This is a genomic window from Clostridium sp. DSM 8431, assembly GCF_900116755.1.
Classification (GTDB): Bacteria; Bacillota; Clostridia; order Clostridiales; family Clostridiaceae; genus Clostridium.
On the sequence record NZ_FPBY01000008.1, the window covers coordinates 1 to 18696 of the forward strand.

17 protein-coding genes are annotated in these 18696 nt (G+C 28.8%); 13 read left to right on the forward strand and 4 right to left on the reverse strand.

Going from position 1 to position 18696, the window contains the following annotated elements; translation table 11 throughout:
* On the reverse strand, positions 1-239 hold a 239-nt coding region (locus BM384_RS01445), incomplete at its 3' end, for a transposase (RefSeq protein WP_139232022.1).
* Between the two features lie 85 nt (positions 240-324).
* On the opposite strand from BM384_RS01445, the gene BM384_RS01450 reads away from it, so the two are divergent.
* Entirely contained in the window at positions 325-1173 is an 849-nt protein-coding gene (locus BM384_RS01450) for a GH25 family lysozyme (protein WP_090010030.1), read from the forward strand.
* Positions 1174-1598: 425 nt separating this feature from the next.
* The gene (locus tag BM384_RS17885; RefSeq protein WP_207650683.1) at positions 1599-1796 is read left to right on the forward strand and encodes an NUDIX hydrolase; all 198 of its coding nucleotides are present in this window, start codon (positions 1599-1601) and stop codon (positions 1794-1796) included.
* Between the two features lie 475 nt (positions 1797-2271).
* On the opposite strand, the gene BM384_RS17515 is transcribed toward BM384_RS17885, so the two are convergent.
* A complete protein-coding gene (locus BM384_RS17515) occupies positions 2272-2433 on the reverse strand; it encodes a hypothetical protein (RefSeq protein ID WP_175537247.1) in 162 nt (53 codons plus the stop codon).
* A 501-nt stretch (positions 2434-2934) separates the two neighbouring features.
* Here BM384_RS17515 and mutS point away from each other — a divergent pair.
* The 7 genes from mutS to BM384_RS01490 all read left to right on the forward strand — a co-directional run bounded on the left by mutS (position 2935) and on the right by BM384_RS01490 (position 12567).
* Positions 2935-5646 carry a DNA mismatch repair protein MutS gene (gene mutS, locus BM384_RS01460; protein WP_090010034.1) on the forward strand — a complete coding sequence of 904 codons (2712 nt, stop codon included), beginning with the start codon at positions 2935-2937 and terminating at the stop codon, positions 5644-5646.
* A 23-nt stretch (positions 5647-5669) separates the two neighbouring features.
* Positions 5670-7691, forward strand: coding sequence for a DNA mismatch repair endonuclease MutL (mutL, locus tag BM384_RS01465; protein ID WP_090010037.1), 2022 nt, complete (start codon positions 5670-5672; stop codon positions 7689-7691).
* 15 nt (positions 7692-7706) lie between these two features.
* Positions 7707-8630 carry a tRNA (adenosine(37)-N6)-dimethylallyltransferase MiaA gene (gene miaA, locus BM384_RS01470; RefSeq protein ID WP_090010040.1) on the forward strand — a complete coding sequence of 308 codons (924 nt, stop codon included), beginning with the start codon at positions 7707-7709 and terminating at the stop codon, positions 8628-8630.
* A 51-nt stretch (positions 8631-8681) separates the two neighbouring features.
* On the forward strand, positions 8682-8921 hold the full coding sequence (gene hfq, locus BM384_RS01475; RefSeq protein ID WP_090010042.1) for an RNA chaperone Hfq: 240 nt from the start codon (positions 8682-8684) through the stop codon (positions 8919-8921).
* Between the two features lie 185 nt (positions 8922-9106).
* A complete protein-coding gene (locus BM384_RS01480) occupies positions 9107-10537 on the forward strand; it encodes a diguanylate cyclase domain-containing protein (RefSeq protein ID WP_242945927.1) in 1431 nt (476 codons plus the stop codon).
* 162 nt (positions 10538-10699) lie between these two features.
* Positions 10700-11992 (forward strand): methionine gamma-lyase family protein, encoded by a 1293-nt coding sequence (locus BM384_RS01485; RefSeq protein ID WP_090010047.1) that lies wholly within the window; start codon positions 10700-10702, stop codon positions 11990-11992.
* Positions 11993-12123: 131 nt separating this feature from the next.
* On the forward strand, positions 12124-12567 hold the full coding sequence (locus BM384_RS01490; RefSeq protein WP_347455046.1) for a DUF6434 domain-containing protein: 444 nt from the start codon (positions 12124-12126) through the stop codon (positions 12565-12567).
* Between the two features lie 82 nt (positions 12568-12649).
* Here BM384_RS01490 and lexA read toward each other — a convergent pair whose 3' ends face one another.
* The gene (lexA, locus tag BM384_RS01495; RefSeq protein WP_090010050.1) at positions 12650-13255 is read right to left on the reverse strand and encodes a transcriptional repressor LexA; all 606 of its coding nucleotides are present in this window, start codon (positions 13253-13255) and stop codon (positions 12650-12652) included.
* Positions 13256-13527: 272 nt separating this feature from the next.
* On the opposite strand from lexA, the gene BM384_RS01500 reads away from it, so the two are divergent.
* Complete coding sequence (locus tag BM384_RS01500) at positions 13528-13956, forward strand: hypothetical protein (RefSeq protein WP_090010054.1); 429 nt, start codon at positions 13528-13530, stop codon at positions 13954-13956.
* Positions 13957-14030: 74 nt separating this feature from the next.
* The gene (locus BM384_RS17520; protein WP_090010057.1) at positions 14031-14606 is read left to right on the forward strand and encodes a hypothetical protein; all 576 of its coding nucleotides are present in this window, start codon (positions 14031-14033) and stop codon (positions 14604-14606) included.
* Positions 14607-14650: 44 nt separating this feature from the next.
* Here the strand turns inward: BM384_RS17520 and BM384_RS01510 are convergent, their stop codons facing one another.
* On the reverse strand, positions 14651-15646 hold the full coding sequence (locus BM384_RS01510; protein WP_242945928.1) for a tyrosine recombinase XerC: 996 nt from the start codon (positions 15644-15646) through the stop codon (positions 14651-14653).
* A 586-nt stretch (positions 15647-16232) separates the two neighbouring features.
* Here BM384_RS01510 and BM384_RS01515 point away from each other — a divergent pair.
* The gene (locus BM384_RS01515; RefSeq protein WP_090010064.1) at positions 16233-17294 is read left to right on the forward strand and encodes a hypothetical protein; all 1062 of its coding nucleotides are present in this window, start codon (positions 16233-16235) and stop codon (positions 17292-17294) included.
* A gap of 4 nt (positions 17295-17298) precedes the next feature.
* Complete coding sequence (locus BM384_RS01520; RefSeq protein ID WP_090010068.1) at positions 17299-18363, forward strand: hypothetical protein; 1065 nt, start codon at positions 17299-17301, stop codon at positions 18361-18363.
* Positions 18364-18696 lie beyond the last annotated feature (333 nt).

Genomic DNA, 18696 nt, shown 5'->3' on the forward strand with positions numbered 1-18696 from the left:
AATTTATCATTTTCCTGAGTTACTTCATTTAATTCTTCTATACTATTCTTTCCCTCAATCAAAGCTTTTCTACCTGGTTTTACCTTAATCTTATCTTTATTCTTTGATTTGCTTATCCAAGTAAAAATTGTACTAGTAGATATTCCATGTTTTCTTCCAACTAAAGAAACATTACCTACCTCTTTCACTTCATTTAATATTTGATTCTTAAATTCTTCTGAATAAGTTTTTCCTTTCATAAATTACCTCCAATAATTACTATATTTAGTATAACCTATACTAATATGCTTTGTCCAAATAATTATCGGGGCTTAAGAGAAAGGAATTGATGTTTCAAATCATAACGGAGATATTAACTGGAGCTTAGTAAAAAAATCAGGAATAGAATGTGTTTATATTAAAGCAAGTGAAAGAACAACTTTTATAGATGATTATATGTTACGCCACAGTTACGGAACAAAGTCTGTAATGTTACGTACTGGTTACTATCATTTTTTAGTTGGTAGCAGTTTACCTGAAACTCAAGCTGAAAATTTTTATAATTGCATTAAGGATAAAGAAAATGATTTGCTGCCATGTTTAGATCTTGAGCATAGTAAGAATGAACCTAATAATTTTATGGATTATGCTTTAAGATTTATAGAGAAGTTTAAAGCTCTTAGTGGTATGGATATATGTATTTATGCATGTCCTAGCTTTATAGAAGAGAATCTGGACAAAAGGCTTAATAAATATCCTTTATGGTGTGCTCATTATGGGGCGGACAAGCCTGGCTTTAATAAGATATGGGGAAGCTCTTATGCAGGACATCAATATACAGAAGAGGGAAGAGTTCCTGGAATAGTAGGAAATGTAGATATGAATAATTTTAATGAAGAGATTTTTAATAATGGATCTAAAATTATAGAAGCAGCAGCAGCTCATGAAAATATTTATATACCTCTTCAGGAAGAATTAAATAGACAAGATTTTAGAGATAAAAACGGAAATACATTAGTAGTTGATGGAACACCTGGAGAATTGACCTTATCAGCCTGTCCTGTAGTTAAAAAGGGTGCAAGAGGTAATATTACTAAGTGGATTCAAGAACAGCTAGGAATTGTTTCTGATGGCATATTTGGAGATAATACAGAAGAGGTTGTAAAAAAAACCAAAGAACTAGAGGACTTTTAGTTGATGTATAGTAGGTAAGAATACATGGAGAGCTTTACTTAATTTATAATATATTATATAATAATCAAAAAATAATAAGAAAACAGTTAGTCTAAAACTTAAGGCAGTATAAAGTGATTTTTATACTGCCTTTTACTAAAAAGATAATCATTTTTTATGAAAGGATTTGATAATGTGAGGGCTAAGTTTCAAGTGTTAGTTTTCCATATCGTATAATTAATGACCAAATAAAGTATATAGTATTAAAAAGAGAAGATTTATGTGTTTGGCAAGGAATAGCTGGTGGTGGTTAAGATGATGAATTACCATTACAAGCAGCAAAGAGAGAAGCTAATGAATAGTTAAATATTGGTTTAGCGTCTCCATATATTTGTTTAAACTCTACTGCATCAATACCGGCAAATAATTTTAAAAATCATGTTCAGTTGTGGGGCGAAGATACCTTTGTTATTCCTAAATATAGTTTTGGAGTTTTAGCAACTGATGATGTCTTGAAATTATCTAATGAACATACAGAATATAGATGGTGTAGTTATGATGAAGCTATTAATTTATTAGAGTGGGATAGTAATAAAACATCACTATGGGAATTAAATGAAAGATTAAAAAATATAATCAGATAATGTGAGTTCAGATAATGTGAGTTTATAATTAAAAAGGATATATTAAGCAAGCTGTAATATTACAGCTTGGATTTAAGAAAATTTAAGAAGTGTATCAAATAATTTTGAAATTTTTATAAGTTTTTAAGTAAATATAGGATTAGAAGAAAGGCAAGCTTTAGAGTAAAAGAGTTCTAAGGATTTCAAAATTATATTTGAAGTTTTCATGTGTATTACTTTCCTGTCAATTTTGACATAATCAGAAATTACTTTTGGTTCAAAATCCAAATGTAAATAAACTGGTTATTTTAATGAAAATTTTAATTTTTTAAGTTTTCTTGTTCCCTCTGTTTTGAATTATAGATAATAAAAAAAGTATATAAGAAACTAACTATCTTAATTACTTTTTAGCACTACATAATAACAGATTAAAGTCTATGTTATTTGCTTTCTAATGACACTAAAGAACCATTAGTTTCAATCTTTTTAATTAGCACTATTTTTTAGAAAGTCTCTTATCTTTTGCAGCACCTATTAGTGTACCAAGTACCATGCTAAAAATAATTCCATAAGTATTACCTGAATAGGTACTATTAGAAGGAATAATCTTATTAAGAGTTGGACCAAATGCAATTCCTATAAGAGTTCCAAGATACATATATAATGCTGTATACTTTTAAATTTTATTTTTCTTTGCCATACTTTTTTCCTTGGCTGTATGTTTAAATTAATTATCTTTGCTTTATTATATACCTTTTAATTGAATAAATACATATTTTTTCTTTTTCATATTATTAAATTTATGGTGCTTACACCTAGAAAACCAAAGAAGGATTACCTTTGAAGGTTGTGGTAAAAAAATACAACAAAATCTATATTTATTAACAATTTTATAGTTTGTCCACCGGGGAAACACAAACTTTTTTGATAAATTAATAATTTAAAAGCTTTAAATTAAAAAATAGTTAAAGAGGCTTATATTGCCTCTTCTAATATTCATCTCAAGATGTTAATCTTAATCTTAGTAATTATCATATATTTATAGAAACATGGCATATAAAACTTTTTTGTAATATAATAAAATATGTTCGTTTTTATAACTATTCGAATTTAGAACAAACTTAGAAGTATATTTTAACATTAAGAGGAGGTATTATACATGGGAATGACTCCTATGATGAGACAATACGTAGAAATCAAAGAAAAGTACAGTGATTGTATTTTATTTTTTAGAGTAGGTGATTTCTATGAAATGTTCTTTGAAGATGCAAAAACAGCTTCAAGAGCTTTAGAATTAGTTTTAACGGGAAAAGACTGTGGTATGGAAGAGAGAGCACCAATGTGTGGAATTCCTTATCATGCAGCAGCTACATATATATCAAGACTTATTGCACAAGGATTCAAGGTTGCTATAGCAGAGCAGGTTGAAGATCCAGCACTTTCAAAAGGTATTGTAAAAAGAGATGTTATTAAGGTTATTACTCCAGGTACATATGTTGACAATAACCTTCAAAATCAAAATGATAACACTTACTTAGTAGCTATAGTTGAAGACGGTAATAAAATGGCTATAGCTTTAACAGATATAAGCACAGGGGAATTTAAAACAACTTCCTTTACTGCCCTTAGAAGTACTCTTTTAGATGAAGTATCAAAGATTGGTCCTAAGGAAGTAATTATGGATGAAAGTTCACCTGAGGACTTAGTAAATGATGTTCATAACCTTACAAATGCACTTATAACTAAAAGAAAACTTGCTGCCTTTAAGGTAAGTGATTCTGAACTTAAAGAGCAGTTTTCTGATGTGGAAGTTGATGGGCTTGAAGAGGCATCAAAAGAAGCTTCAAAGGTATTATTAAAGTACATATTCGAAACTCAAAAAATGAGTCTTACTAATATAAACTTCCTTGAAAAGTATGACATAGTAAATTACATGACTATTGATGGAAATTCAAGAAGAAATTTAGAACTTACAGAAAGCATAAGAGAGAAGGGAAAGAAAGGTTCTCTTTTATGGGTGCTTGATAAGACTGCAACTTCTATGGGGGGAAGAGCCTTAAGAAGATGGATAGATGAACCTTTAATAGTTAAAGCTGAAATTGAAAAGAGATTAGAAGGCGTTGAGGAATTATTTAATGATATGTATCTTAATGAAGATATAAGAGAAGCCTTAAAGGAAATTTATGATATAGAAAGAATTGTAGGTAAAATAGCTACAAGTAATGTAAATGCTAAGGATATGATTTCTCTTAAATCATCTTTAGAGAAAATTCCTTTCTTAAGAAAATCTCTAGAAAATACATCAAGCCCTCTTTTAAGAGAATATTATAATAGTTTAGATGAACTTACAGATGTTAAAGATCTTTTATCAAGAGGAATTATAGAAGACCCTTCTTTAAGTATTAAGGAAGGTAACATAATTAAAGATGGTTATAGTGAAGAGGTAGATAGCCTAAGACAAGCAAAGTACCATGGTAAGGAATGGATCGCTTCTTTAGAAAATAGTGAAAGAGAATTTACAGGTATAAAATCTCTTAAAGTTGGATATAATAAAGTCTTCGGTTACTACATAGAGATTTCAAAGGCAAATTATTCATTAATTCCAGAAGGAAGATACATAAGAAAGCAAACTCTTTCAAATGCAGAAAGATTTATAACTTCTGAGCTTAAGGAAATGGAAGAAAAGATTTTAGGTTCTGAAGAAAAGCTTATGAAACTTGAATATGATCTTTTTGTTGATATAAGAAATAAGGTGGAAACAGAGATTTCAAGACTTAAGAAATCTGCAAAGATAATAGGCAACTTAGATAGTTTATCTACTTTAGCTATAGTTGCAAGAGAAAATGATTATGTTAAACCTTCAATTAATGAAGAGGGAACTATAAAAATAGTAGAAGGAAGACACCCTGTTGTTGAAAAGGTAATAGGTCATGGTGAATTTGTAGCTAATGATACTCTTTTAAATAATGATGAAAATGAACTTTTATTAATAACAGGACCAAACATGGCTGGTAAGTCAACATTTATGAGACAGGTGGCTTTAATTACTATTATGGCACAGATTGGTTCCTTTGTACCTGCTGCATCTGCTAATATATCAATATGTGATAAGGTATTTACAAGAATAGGAGCATCTGATGACTTAGCAGGTGGTAAATCTACTTTTATGGTAGAAATGTGGGAAGTTTCAAACATCCTTAATAATGCAACATCTAAGAGTCTTGTTTTATTAGATGAAGTAGGAAGAGGTACTTCAACTTATGATGGTTTAAGTATTGCTTGGTCAGTTATAGAATATATAACTAAAAATAAGAGCTTAAGATGCAAAACTTTATTTGCAACTCACTATCATGAACTTACTAAGCTTGAAAATAAAATACCAGGAGTTAAGAATTACTCTGTAGCTGTTAAAGAGATGGATGGTAATGTAATATTCTTAAGAAAGATTGTAGAAGGTGGAGCAGATCAATCTTACGGTATTGAAGTTGCTAAGCTTGCAGGACTTCCAAAGGCAGTTATTGAAAGAGCAAAGGAAATCTTAGCATCCTTAGAAGGTGAATCTAAAACAGAAATTGCTGTTCCAGAAAATACTATAGAAGAAATTGAAAAGGAAGTTATAGTTGCTAAATCAGAAGTAGTTTATGAAGAAACTCCTGTAGAAGAAGTTAAAGAAGCACCTAAGGTGGCTGAGAAAGCTTTAGAAGTAGTAGAACCAACTATTAAGGAAGCTCCAATGCAAATTGATTTTTCAAGCATAGAAAAAGATGCTCTTCTTAAGAAAATAGCAGAAGCTGATGTTTTAAATATGACACCAATGGATGCTATGAACACATTATATAGTTTTATTAAGGAAGCAAAAAATATACTATAGGAAGGATAAGGTGATTTTCCTATATGAAAAGAATTAATTTATTAGATGAAAGTACATCAAATAAAATAGCAGCAGGGGAAGTGGTTGAAAGACCAGCCTCTGTTGTAAAAGAATTAATTGAAAACAGTATAGATGCACAAGCTAAGAACATAACTATTGAAATAGAAGAGGGCGGAATAAGCCTTATGAAAATAATTGATGATGGGACTGGAATTCACCCAGATGATATAAAGAAGGCATTTATGCCTCATGCTACAAGTAAAATAAAAACTTCAGAGGATATTTACTCTATTCAAACCCTTGGATTTAGAGGAGAGGCACTTCCTTCTATAGCTTCAGTTGCAAAGGTTAATTTAAAATCAAGAATAGAAGGTAATGATTTTGGATATGAATTAGATATAGAAGCTGGAAATGTTAAATCTTTTGAAGAATGTGGTGTAAATAAAGGAACAACTATTGAAGTTAGAGACTTATTTTTTAATGTTCCTGCAAGAAAGAAGTTTCTAAAGTCAACTTCAAGGGAAGGTTCTTTAATTAATGATATTGTAAATAGAACAGCTATAGCTCATCCTGATATAAGCTTTAAACTTATTAATAATGGTAAGAAGGTTCTTCATACCTTTGGTAGTGGAAAGCTTAAGGATGTTTTAAGAACTGTTTACGGAAAAACTATAAGTGAAAATATTTTATACTTCGAAGAGGCTGGAGATGCAGTTACTATATATGGCTATGTAGGAAAAGAAGAAATTGCAAGAGGATCAAGAAATAATCAAAGTATTTTTGTTAATGGACGTTATATAAAGCATAAAACAATAGTAGCAGCTGTAGAGCAGGCTTTTAAATCTTTCTCAACTTGCAATAAGTTCCCCTTCTTTGTTTTATTTGTAGAGGTATATCCAGAACTTGTAGATGTTAATATTCATCCAACAAAGGCTGAGATAAAGTTTACTGATGATAGAATGATTTTTAAGAAGGTATTTGATGCAGTTCATAGAGCTTTAAAGGAAGATGTTTTTGAAGACTTTAAGCTTCCAGAAGAAAAGAAGGAAGTATTTTCTCCTTATAAGGAAGATTTACATGAAGAAATTAAACTTGATATAAAACCAGCAAGTGAATTAGATTATGTAAAGATGCAGTCCTTTGAAAGAAGGGAAAAGGTAGAAGATAGTAGTCTTCCACAAGCACAAGAAGTAAGCCTTCCTGTTGACTTGAAAAGTCCTAAAGTAGCTTTTGAAACTAGTGAAATAATTAAGGAGGACAGCTTTAAGCCTCTTCAAGATACGAGAGAAGAAATTCCTTATTTTAAATCAGAAGATAAAACCTCTGAATTTAGTTATGATACATATAAGATAGAAGAGGATAATAGCAATAAGGTAGAAGTAGAATCCATAAATAATACTACTTTGGAAACTAAAGAGCCTGAAACATCAAAATCTCAGGTAAATAGTGAAGAAAGAATTGCTAAGTTCCCACCTCTTAGAATTATAGGACAATTTAATAAAACATATATCCTTGGAGAATATGATGAGGTTCTATATATGATAGATCAGCATGCAGCTCATGAAAAGATTATGTTTGAAAAGTATTTAAAGGATATTGAAGAGGAAAGTCTTATAGTTCAGCCTCTTCTAATTCCATGTGTTATAGATTTATCCTCTGATGACTTAGCTTATTATGAAGAAAATGCTGATATCTTTAAGAATGCAGGTTTTGCTCTTGAAGAATTTGGAGGCAATACCTTAAGTTTAAAAGAAGTACCTTACTTTCTAGGAAAGCTTGAACCTAAAAATTTATTCTTAAGTATTTTAGATAATTTAAAATCTTTAGGTTCAGGTAAAACAACAGAAGTAAAGTATAATAAAATTGCTACTATGGCATGTAAGAGTGCTGTAAAGGGAAATGATTCTCTTACAGATAGTGAAATGATTAAGCTGGTTCAGGAACTTAGATATATTGATGATCCTTTTCACTGCCCTCATGGCCGTCCAACAATTATAAAGTTTAGCAATTACGATTTAGAGAAAAAGTTTAGAAGAATTGTATAAGAAAATGGTGAAGATATGAAGAAAAAACTATTAGTTCTAGCTGGTCCTACAGGGGTTGGTAAAACAGAACTTTCTATAAATTTAGCTAAAAAACTAAATGGAGAAATTATTTCTGCTGATTCAATGCAGATTTATAAATATATGAACATTGGTTCAGCTAAGGTTACAAAGGAAGAAATGGATGGAGTATGTCATCATCTTATTGATGTTGTAGAGCCAGATAAAGAATTTTCAGTTTCAGAATATAAGGATTTAGGTACTGAAGCTATAAATGAAATTCTTGAAAAAGGTAAGCTTCCAATGATAGTAGGGGGAACTGGCCTTTATATAAATTCTTTAACATGTAACATGAATTTTTCTGAAACTGAAAAGGATGAAGAGTATAGAAAAGAACTTGAATCTATAGCAAAGGAAAAAGGAAATATTTATGTCCATGAAATGTTAAAAGACATAGATATGGAAAGTTATAAAAATATTCATGCAAATAATCTTAAAAGGGTTATAAGAGCTCTTGAAGTTTATAAGCTTACAGGAGAACCTTTCTCTTCATATAATGCAGGAGATTCCTTCTATGAATCAGATTATGATATTTACTTTTATGTGTTAACTATGGATAGAGAAAAACTTTATGAAAGAATAAATAAAAGAGTAGATATTATGATGGAGAAAGGACTCTTAGAGGAGTGTATAAAACTAAAGGAAATGGGGTATACTTCTTCTATGCAGTCAATGCAAGGTATTGGTTATAAAGAAATTTTATATTACCTTGAAGGAAAGATATCATTAGAAGAGGCTATAGATAAAGTAAAGCAAGGTTCTAGAAATTATGCCAAAAGACAACTTACATGGTTTAGACGTGATCCAAGAGCAGTCTTCTTAGATAAAGATACTATGACTGAAGAGGAAATTATAAATAAAATATCTAATGACATGAAGTAAAAATAAATGTTATAATTATATCAATGAGAAATTTTATTGGAGGTGCTGTAAATGACTAAGCAACAAAACAATCTACAAGATATATTTTTGAACAATGCTAGGAAAAATAGAATTCCGGTTACAATATACTTGACAAATGGTTTCCAATTAAAAGGATATGTAAAAGGATTTGATGCTTTTACTGTTGTATTAGATCAAGAAGGAAAACAAATGCTTGTATATAAACATGCAATCACAACTGTTACTCCGGCAAAGCCAATACTTTTCACAAATGGTGACGACTGCGAATAATGTAGAATTAAAAGAAAAATCTCTGCTTTATAATTAAAGCAGAGATTTTTCTTTTAATTTAAAGTATGATTTTATGTCATAATCTAATTTCATTTAAAAATAATTGACAATAAAAAAATTACAATGGTAAATTATTTTTAATTAATATTAACAAATGAAAAAATAGGGGGAAATTGAGATTGAATGTGATATCTTTTATATCAGTACTTGCTTTTGGTCTTAGTATGATAAGTATTGGTAAAAGGGGAATGATAACTGGAGATAAGAAATTAAATAGTATAATGAGATGGATAAGTTTTTGTATAGCTTGGTGGCTTTTATGCGCTTCTCAGTTTTATGAGGCGCAAACTAAAGAGATAGCATGGATGTGGCACAAGCTATCATCTATAGGCTGTATTACTGTTATACCTTTAACATCTATGTATTTTATTTATATGTCAGGTAATGGAAAGAAGTTAGAGAAAACAGGTAATTTAATTTTATTTTGGTTTCCAGTAGCTTTGCTTATGGCTATTACCTTATTTGGACCTACAACTCCATATGCCTATGATCTTGTTCAAAGTTCTATTGGATATGGATGGACTTATGTTAATAAGGTAGATTCTATTTTATTATGGAGTTATATGATATTCTTAATAACTTATATAGGTTATTCTTTTCTATTATTTAATAGAAGTACTAAGATTGAAAGGTTTAAATTCAAAAGAAATTTATTTGTATTTTTTATGGTTTTAGATACTTTTATAGTTTTTATAGGTGTAGTAACAGATGTAATACTTCCTATGTATACTAATTACTTTGTTCCTACAGCAAATATTTCTTTTGTAATTTTTATAGTTGGCTATTTATATATTTCTAAAAAATATGATACAAAACATGTTGAAAGATATATCTCTTCAGAGCTTATTTTTAATACCAGTACAGCTGCTTTTCTTGTTTTAGATGAAAAGGGCAAGATATTTTATTCAAATAGTAAAGCTTGTGATATTCTTCAGGTAAGTAAAGAAGAAATAATTAATTATGATTACAAATCTATAATAGTTAAGGATGAGGAGTTTAAAAAGCTTTTAGAAGATTTAAAAGTATCAAAAACTATTTATGATAGAATTCTTCATGTAATAATAAAAGATAAGAAGTACTCTCTTACTTTTTCTATAGATGAGGTATTTAATGATAAAAATAAGTTTCAAGGATATGTTGTTTCCTTTATGGACGTAACTAAGATAGTTGAGGCTAATAAAATGTTTGAAGAGCTAGCTTCAACTGATGAAGCAACTAAACTTTTAAATAGAAGAAGTGCCTTTAGGGATATTAAGTTATTATCTGAAAGATATGAAAAATATAATACAAACTTTGCTTTAATGTTTATTGAACTTCATAATTTAAAGTCTGTTAATTACAAATATGGTCATTTAGAAGGTAATAAGCTACTTTGTGATATATCCAATATAATTAAAGAAATTTTAAAGAATAATGAAAAATTATATAGATTTGATGGAGATCAATTTGTTATTTTAGTATCTTCTAATAATTTAATAGAGAGAGTAAATGAACTTGATGAAAGTCTAAAGATAGTAATACATAATAATCCTATATTCTTAAATTACAAAGACTAACCTTTGGTTGTAATCTTTACTCTGAATCAAAAGATTTTGATGATTTTATTAATACAGCTGAAAAAAATCTTCATCATTTTATAAAATAATTAATGATGAGTTTGTATCTCAATAATAAAATTGTTATAATAAACTTTAGAGTTTAAAAAATGGAGGATTAATATGTTAGACGTTACAAAAGAGTTGTTAAGAACTACATATGGTTTCAAACAAGAAACTTTAGATTTATACAGTCAAGCGTTAGAGGATGTTAATGAGCAATTCAAACACTTTGATGAAGTAAGAGAATATAATCAAATGAAGGTATTAAAGGCATTCCAAGATGAAAACATAAGTGATATGCACTTTACTAATTCAACTGGATATGGCTATGATGATATAGGAAGAGATACTTTAGATAAGGTATATGCAAGAATATTCAATGCAGAAGCTGGGCTTGTACGTCCACACTTTGTTAATGGTACTCATGCAATAGGTTCGGCTATTTTTGGTAACTTAAGACCAGGAGATAAACTTCTTGCTATATCAGGAAGACCTTATGATACATTACATGGTATTATAGGAATAGATTCTGATAAGAGAATAGGATCATTAAAAGAATACGGTATAGAATACGGACAAGTAGACTTGACTGAAGAAAACAAATTTGACTATGACAAAATTAAAGAAGCTTTAAAAGATGAGTCTGTTAAGATGGTACACATTCAAAGAAGTCCAGGATATGCTTATAGAAAGGCTTTTTTAGTTAGAGAAATAGGAGAGCTTATAAGCTTTGTTAAATCTCTTAGAGAAGATGTAATATGCTTTGTAGATAACTGCTATGGAGAATTTATAGATGTAATTGAACCAACAGATGTAGGAGCTGATTTAATTGCAGGCTCTCTAATTAAAAACATTGGTGGAGGATTAGCACCAGCTGGTGGATATATAGTAGGTAAAAGAGAATATGTAGAGCAAGCTTCATATAGATTAACTATTCCTGGTATAGGAGGAGAGTGTGGGGCTACATTTGGTCTTATGAGAACAATGTTCCAAGGATTATTCTTAGCACCTCACATTGCAACAGAAGCTTTAAAAGGAGCTTTATTCTGTGCTAGAATTATGGAACTTGCAGGCTTTGAAGTTTTACCAAAATCAACAGATGAAAGAAGCGATATTATCCAAACTATTAAATTTGGAAATGCTGAAAATGTAATTAACTTCTGTAAGGGAATTCAATATGGCTCACCAATTGATTCTCACGTAGAATGTGAACCATGGGATATGCCAGGTTATAAAGATAAGGTAATTATGGCAGCAGGAGCATTTATCCAAGGTTCTTCTATTGAACTTTCAGCAGATGCACCAATAAGACCACCATATATAGCTTATATCCAAGGTGGATTAACTTTTGATCACGCTAAAATAGGTGTGCTTATAGCATTAAATAATATCTTAAAAAATAAGACTAACTAATTAAAAAATAAAGATACATCTAAATACCTTAATTAGGCCTTTTGATGTATCTTTTAATTTTTATTCTCCTATAGATAAAAAATCTATTTATAGTAAAATAAATCTATATAATTAAAAAAAGGGGGAGATTCATGTCAGAAAGACCAAAGCTAGAAAAAGGATTAAGTTCAGAAGTCTTTCTTAAGTATTATTATTTAAAAGATGAACTAGTTGAATTTTGCAGAAAAGAAGGACTTAAAACTACTGGAGGAAAGATAGAAATTACTAATAGAATTGCTTATTATTTAGATACAGGTAAGAGCTTAGAGGATAGAAAAACTACATCTAAATCATGTGAATCTTTTACAAAGAATATAGACACTATAACTTTATATTCAAAAATAGAACCAAATTTTAAGTGCACAGAAAAACACAGAGCATTTTTCAAAAAAGAAATTGGAGAAGCTTTTAAATTTAACGTTGCTTTTCAAAAATGGCTAAAAGAAAATACAGGTAAAACTTATAGAGAAGCTATTACATGTTGGAAGTACAAAAAAGCCTTCCAGGACATAATAAATATGAAAAAGAAGATTTGAAAGCATTATAAAAGAAGAGGATAAACAGAAGAGGCCTAAATAAAAAATATGCTACGTCTAACCTAATTAGACATAGCATATTTTAATATTGTCTGAACAATCCTACAAGTTTTCCTAGAACCTTACATGTTTCTACTATAATTGGTTTCATAGTATCATTTTCAGGCTGTAATCTTATATAATCCTTTTCTTTATAAAAAGTTTTGATTGTAGCCTCATCTCCAATAAGAGCAACTACTATTTCTCCATTTGCTGCAGAATCAGATTTTTCTATAATAGCAAAGTCACCTTCACGGATTCCTTTATTTATCATACTTTCACCAGTTACTTTTAGCATAAATAATTCTCTGTCATGTTTTATATAATCAAGAGGGAGTTGAAAAGTATCTTCAACATTTTCAGTAGCTAAAATTGGCATACCAGCTGTTACTTTACCTATGATAGGGATGTTTAACATTTCTCTTTTATTTGCATTTAATTCAACTATTTCTAGAGCTCTTGGTTTAGTTGGGTCTCTTTTAATAAGACCTTTTTTCTCTAGACGTTTTAAGTGACCATGAACAGTTGATGTTGACTTAAGAGATACTGCCTGGCATATTTCTCTTACTGATGGTGGATAACCTTTTGTTTCTGTATAAGTCTTTAAAAATTCATAAATTTCAGACTGCTTATCTTTATTCTCAATCATAGTAACACCTCTTTTTTGTATTATATCATAATATCATAACATGTTCAAACCTATGTTCGCTTATGAATTATACTTTTTATAAATAAATTAGGGAATGTTTGTTTCTTTTTAAGTATTAACCGATAGTTCTATTTTTATACATATATTTTCTAAAATATTCTATTTGATTCATTGTTTTTGAGAAAAACATTTTAAATTTTGAATAAAAAATTGATTATTGGTCTATTATTTGTTATAATGAGATTTGATTATTTTGATAGGTGGTGCATTTAATGTTTAAATATACTGATGATGACTATTGTGATATTTATGAAAATAAAATTTGTGATAATTGCGGTAAGTGTCTAGAGCTTGATGGCTATGATACAAAAGCAATTAAAATTGAAGATATAGCTAAAACAGTTGAAGAAAATAAGGTTCTTGAAGAAGAGTACTTAAAAGAACTTAAAGCTCAAAAAGAAGCAGAAGAATTCATGGATCATGAAGAAGAAATCTTAGAAAAAGATGAAATTCTTAAAAGAGCTTATGAAGAGTTCGCCACAGAAAATAACTTCAGCTTTGATGATGAAGAATATGAAGATGCTTTTGATCATATAGATTACGAAGAAAACTTCTTAAATGAAGAAGAACTAGAAGAAATGACAGTAGAAATCTTCCCAGGAGTTAGAGTCCTTAAAAAGAAAAAAGAGGATAATGAATAATATATAAATAAGTATAAAATCACCCTAAGTTTCAAAGAATAAGATAGAACTTATGAAACAGGGGTGATTTTTTTATGAATAGAAAAAAGATAATGCCATTACTTTTAGCTTTAACACTAGGAGCGTCTTCACTTCTTTATGGATGTGGTGATGGTGATGCCAATAATGATAATGCTACAAATAACGTTCAAGAAAGCGTAAAAGAAAGAGCGGATGATGCTAAAGAAGATGTTAAAGATACAACAGAAAATGCTGGAGATAGAGCTAAGAGCCTTTGGGACAATGTAACTGATACAACTATGGATTATACTACTTCAGATCTTCAAAATGATTTGAAAAATAATAATATTAATCCAGAGAAAGTAGATAGAGATCATTCATTATTCTCAGATGTAGATTCTGATAGTTATAAACTAAATAATGACCAAATTATAGACGTTTATCAATATGGAATTACTGATAATGAAAAAATGAGCAATGACTTATCATCCTTAAGCCAAGATGGTATGACTATGAATGGAAAAGAAGTTACTTGGAAAACTGGAGCTCATATCTATAAAAAGGGAAGAATAGTAGTTGTTTATGATGGTAATGATGGAGATACTATAACTACACTAAATAATGTTTTAGGCACACCAATACTAGGATAAAGATAAAAGCACCTAATTTTATGTATTAAAATCAGGTGCTTATTCTATAACTTAGATAATGGATTTGATTTAACAGCTTCTCTTAAGTGTTCATTATCAACATGAGTGTAAATTTGAGTAGTTGAGATATTTTCATGACCTAAAATATCTTGAAGACTTCTGATGTCTACATTTCCATATTTGTACATAAGGGTTGCAGCAGTATGTCTAAGTTTATGAGGAGTATATTTCCCATCAACAATACCTGCATTAGTAATATGTTTTTTAACAAGTATTTCTACAGTCCTCTTATTAATAGGCTTATTCCTTGATGAAATAAAAAGAAAGTTCTTATCTTCTTCTTGTACCTTAGAAATATCACGAACTCTCATATAACCAGATATAGCCTTAATGCAAGCTTCGTTTAAATAAACAGTTCTTTCCTTATCACCTTTACCCACAATAGTTAAAATATCTCCCTTAATCTTTCTGATATCAATAGAACATAATTCAGATAAACGCATACCACAGTTTAAGAATAAAGTTAATATACAGTAATCTCTAGAGTAGTTTTTATCACTTTTGTCTAAAGAACCTAAAAGGTCCACGCTTTGATCTAAAGTTAAATAAACAGGCTGGCGTCTTTTTAGTTTTGGAGATTCTAAGTCTAAAGCTGGATTTTCATCTATAATTTTAGCCTTTCCACTTAAGAATTTAAAAAAGGACTTTAAGGATGCAACCTTTCTAGCTCTTGCATAAGTTCCATTTCCTCTGTTCTTTTCTACGAAGGATAAAAAAGCATAAAGATCAGTTAATTTTATGCTTCTTATAAGTTCCTTTGTAATATCGTTAATAGGTATTTCATTAAATTCTAAATTTGAATCATAAACCATTCCTCTATATACTTTAAGAAATCTAAAAAATAACACAATATCAAGTTCATATCCCTTGATTGTGTTAGCTGATTTGCCTTTAATAGTTTCTAAATAATTAATAAAATCCCTTAAGGCTTCAGGATAATCAAAAGCCCTTGGAATATCAATTCCAAAGTTGTTTGTTATACTTGAATTCTGCTTTTTATAAGTGCTTTCAGGTGAAATAGTATTTCCCTTATTTTTTATTTTGGCAGCAGTTTTTTTATCTCTATTTAAGCCTAAGTCTTTAAGCCATTTCTGAACAGTTCTACTACTAACTCCATATATTTTTGAAATCTCACTTGTGGGAAGTTTTCTTTTAATAGTTAAAATAAATAAATCTTCAATAATAGCTTCATAGTTTCCTTGGTTCTCAAGTTTTTCATAATTTGAATATATCTTGTCAAGTTTTTTTAAATCAGCAGCACTAAAGTCTACTTCTAAAAGATTTAATACTTCATCGCTATATTGAATATCTTCATATTTTTTCTTACCATTTTTCATTATAATAAATGCCTCCGTTAAACAATTTTGGCTGTTTTAATATATAGTAACACAGAGATTTTTACCATTCAAGTTATAAGGAAAAAGTATTTATGTAACAAATGAAGACTTAAATGAATATAATAGATTAAACATGTGTGTGAAAATTTCTCAAAAAGAGGGGAACTGTTAGATAAAGATAGATGATTTTATCAAAGGAGTTTGTTTTGAGTTTACAAATAAAGATGATGTGTTAAGCACAGAAGAACTTGAAGTGTTAAAGGAGAAATGCACTAATATTAATAATATGTATGAATATAATGAAGCTATAGAAAAGATTGAAGAATATAAACTTCATGGAGTATATATTGATGATTTTGTAAAAAGAGACGATATATTTGTAAGGTGGAGAGATTGTGGAATAAATCATATGTTTATTCATATAAAGATAAAAGACAATGGGAGAGTACCAGGAAATTTAATAAATCAAAAGCTTACAAGTTATGATTGTGATAATAGTGAAGAATATTATTTTTCTTATCTTTTAGAAAAGTGTCATGAATATAATATTAAGCCTTGTATCAAATTTATGACTGATAGCAGCATTACTATAGATTATGTAAAAAATAATACAGATCGATTCTTTTTTCAGTTTAAGGGTATTATAAGATATTTATTTTCTTGTGATAGCAATAAATATATAGATATGATAACTTTAGCAAATGAAACTAATATAATAAGAAAATTTGCACAGCTTAAAAGCTATTGGAAAGACGTAATAGATATGATTCATACCTCTTATAAGGGAGTGAAGGTTAGTGCGAGTCAGTTTTGCTCTGATATAAGTACAGGGGAGTATGATATAGCTGATCTTTTGGATATAGTAGGGATAAATAGATACCCTAAAAATAAAAATTGGCCTGACAGTCCGAGTTGTGAAGAGATACTTCCTTATATGTATAACGATGCAGATATTTATCATGTTCAACAATTTTGTAAAAATAATAACAAATTTTTTATGATAAGTGAATGTGGTGTTTCTCATTGGGGTGGACAGTGTAGAGAACCAGAAATGGGGAATAGTATGACAAATTTTTATGGGAAAGGCTATGACTATAAAATGCAAGCTGCTTATACAAAAGCTGCTATAATTGCATCAAAAGAAATGGATTATTGTGTTGGACATGTAATTATCTGTGGTGCAGATTATGATCCTATATTCAAATTTAACTATAATAATCCCATAACAGGTGTTATAGCAGATAATTCTTATGGCTTTGAAGCAATAAAATCAGTATGGGGGGAGAATTAGTATTATGCAAAATTTATATAAATGGAATCATAACTCAGCAGGAAATCCTCACAAGCAGTATATGGTGAATAATTCAGATATAGCAATAAGACCATATAATTCTGATTTAGATAAATGTTGGTTTAAGCTTTTGACTTTTTATCTTCCTGATATAGTTAAAGAAGAAGGGCAGTTTGGGCAGTTTGAAGCTGTTTTTGATGTATATGATATTTCTGAATTTGGAGGATGTGAAGTAGATAATCATTTTGAGTTATTTCTTAAAGCAGGAACAGCAAGAGCTGATTTTTTTAAGGAAACAGGGAATACAGTTAAGTTAATAGGAGAGAATAGAAGATGTGTTTTAACTTGTACACCTGAAATAATAAAAGAGGATGATAGAATAAGTTATATTGATGACAAAGGATTTGTTCATCATGAAATAAAGGAAAAGAATAGGTATAAATATAAATATGAACTTTATGTAAAAATGAATACAATTATATCTCAAAAAACTTATTTTGTGAAAAAGTTTATATCTTCCTTTGGAGCTGATTATGAGATATATGATATGACTTTTTGTAATTCATTTAATGAATTAGATCTTCAAAATAAAATGTACTATGTAAGTACTAATTATGAGCTTTTAGAAATAGATGAAAATTTTAAATCAAACAATTTTCATTATTTAAAGTTATTTGATTTAAATTTATCTTTTTATAGGAGCTTTTATTTAAAATATAGCGGAATTTTTGAAATGACTACAAATTATCCAGTTGAAAATAAAGATGAAGAAGATTGTAGTCCTCAATATATTAAGCTTTTAATTTCAGCTACAAATTTAGCTTCTGAATCTAATATTCATGGTGATTTAGTTTTTAACATTGATCTTTTAGAGTCTTCTCATTACAGAAACAATATTATTTATATATGTAATGACGATAATACTATTTCTTTTTGGTTTAAGAGTCGTATTCCTTGTAATATTGTGCTTCATAGAAAAGATAATGATAAAACAAGTAATATATTTGAACTTGAATTATTAGAAATGTCCTTGCAACCTGTTTTTGATAATGTTGTTACTTTAAAATAGTTTCTCCATCTGTTTTCATTTATTTTCATAAAAGTACTGCTAATATATTCTGAAAATTTTTAAAAATAAGAATATAGTGAATTAATACAAAATAGATAATATTTATTTTATTAAGAAAAATATAAATATTGTCTATTTTGCCTACAATTAATTCTGACACAAAAATAATTTTTATTTTTTTAATACTATCTTTTTTCTATGTTTGATTAAATTCTAGAAATATATTTTTTGAGAAAATCAATTTGGTTAATGATTAGTATTTTTTTATATTTTTTTATTCAATCATCACTTTTTGCTCCCTCTATTTTAAAAGACGTAGTGACACAGATTTTA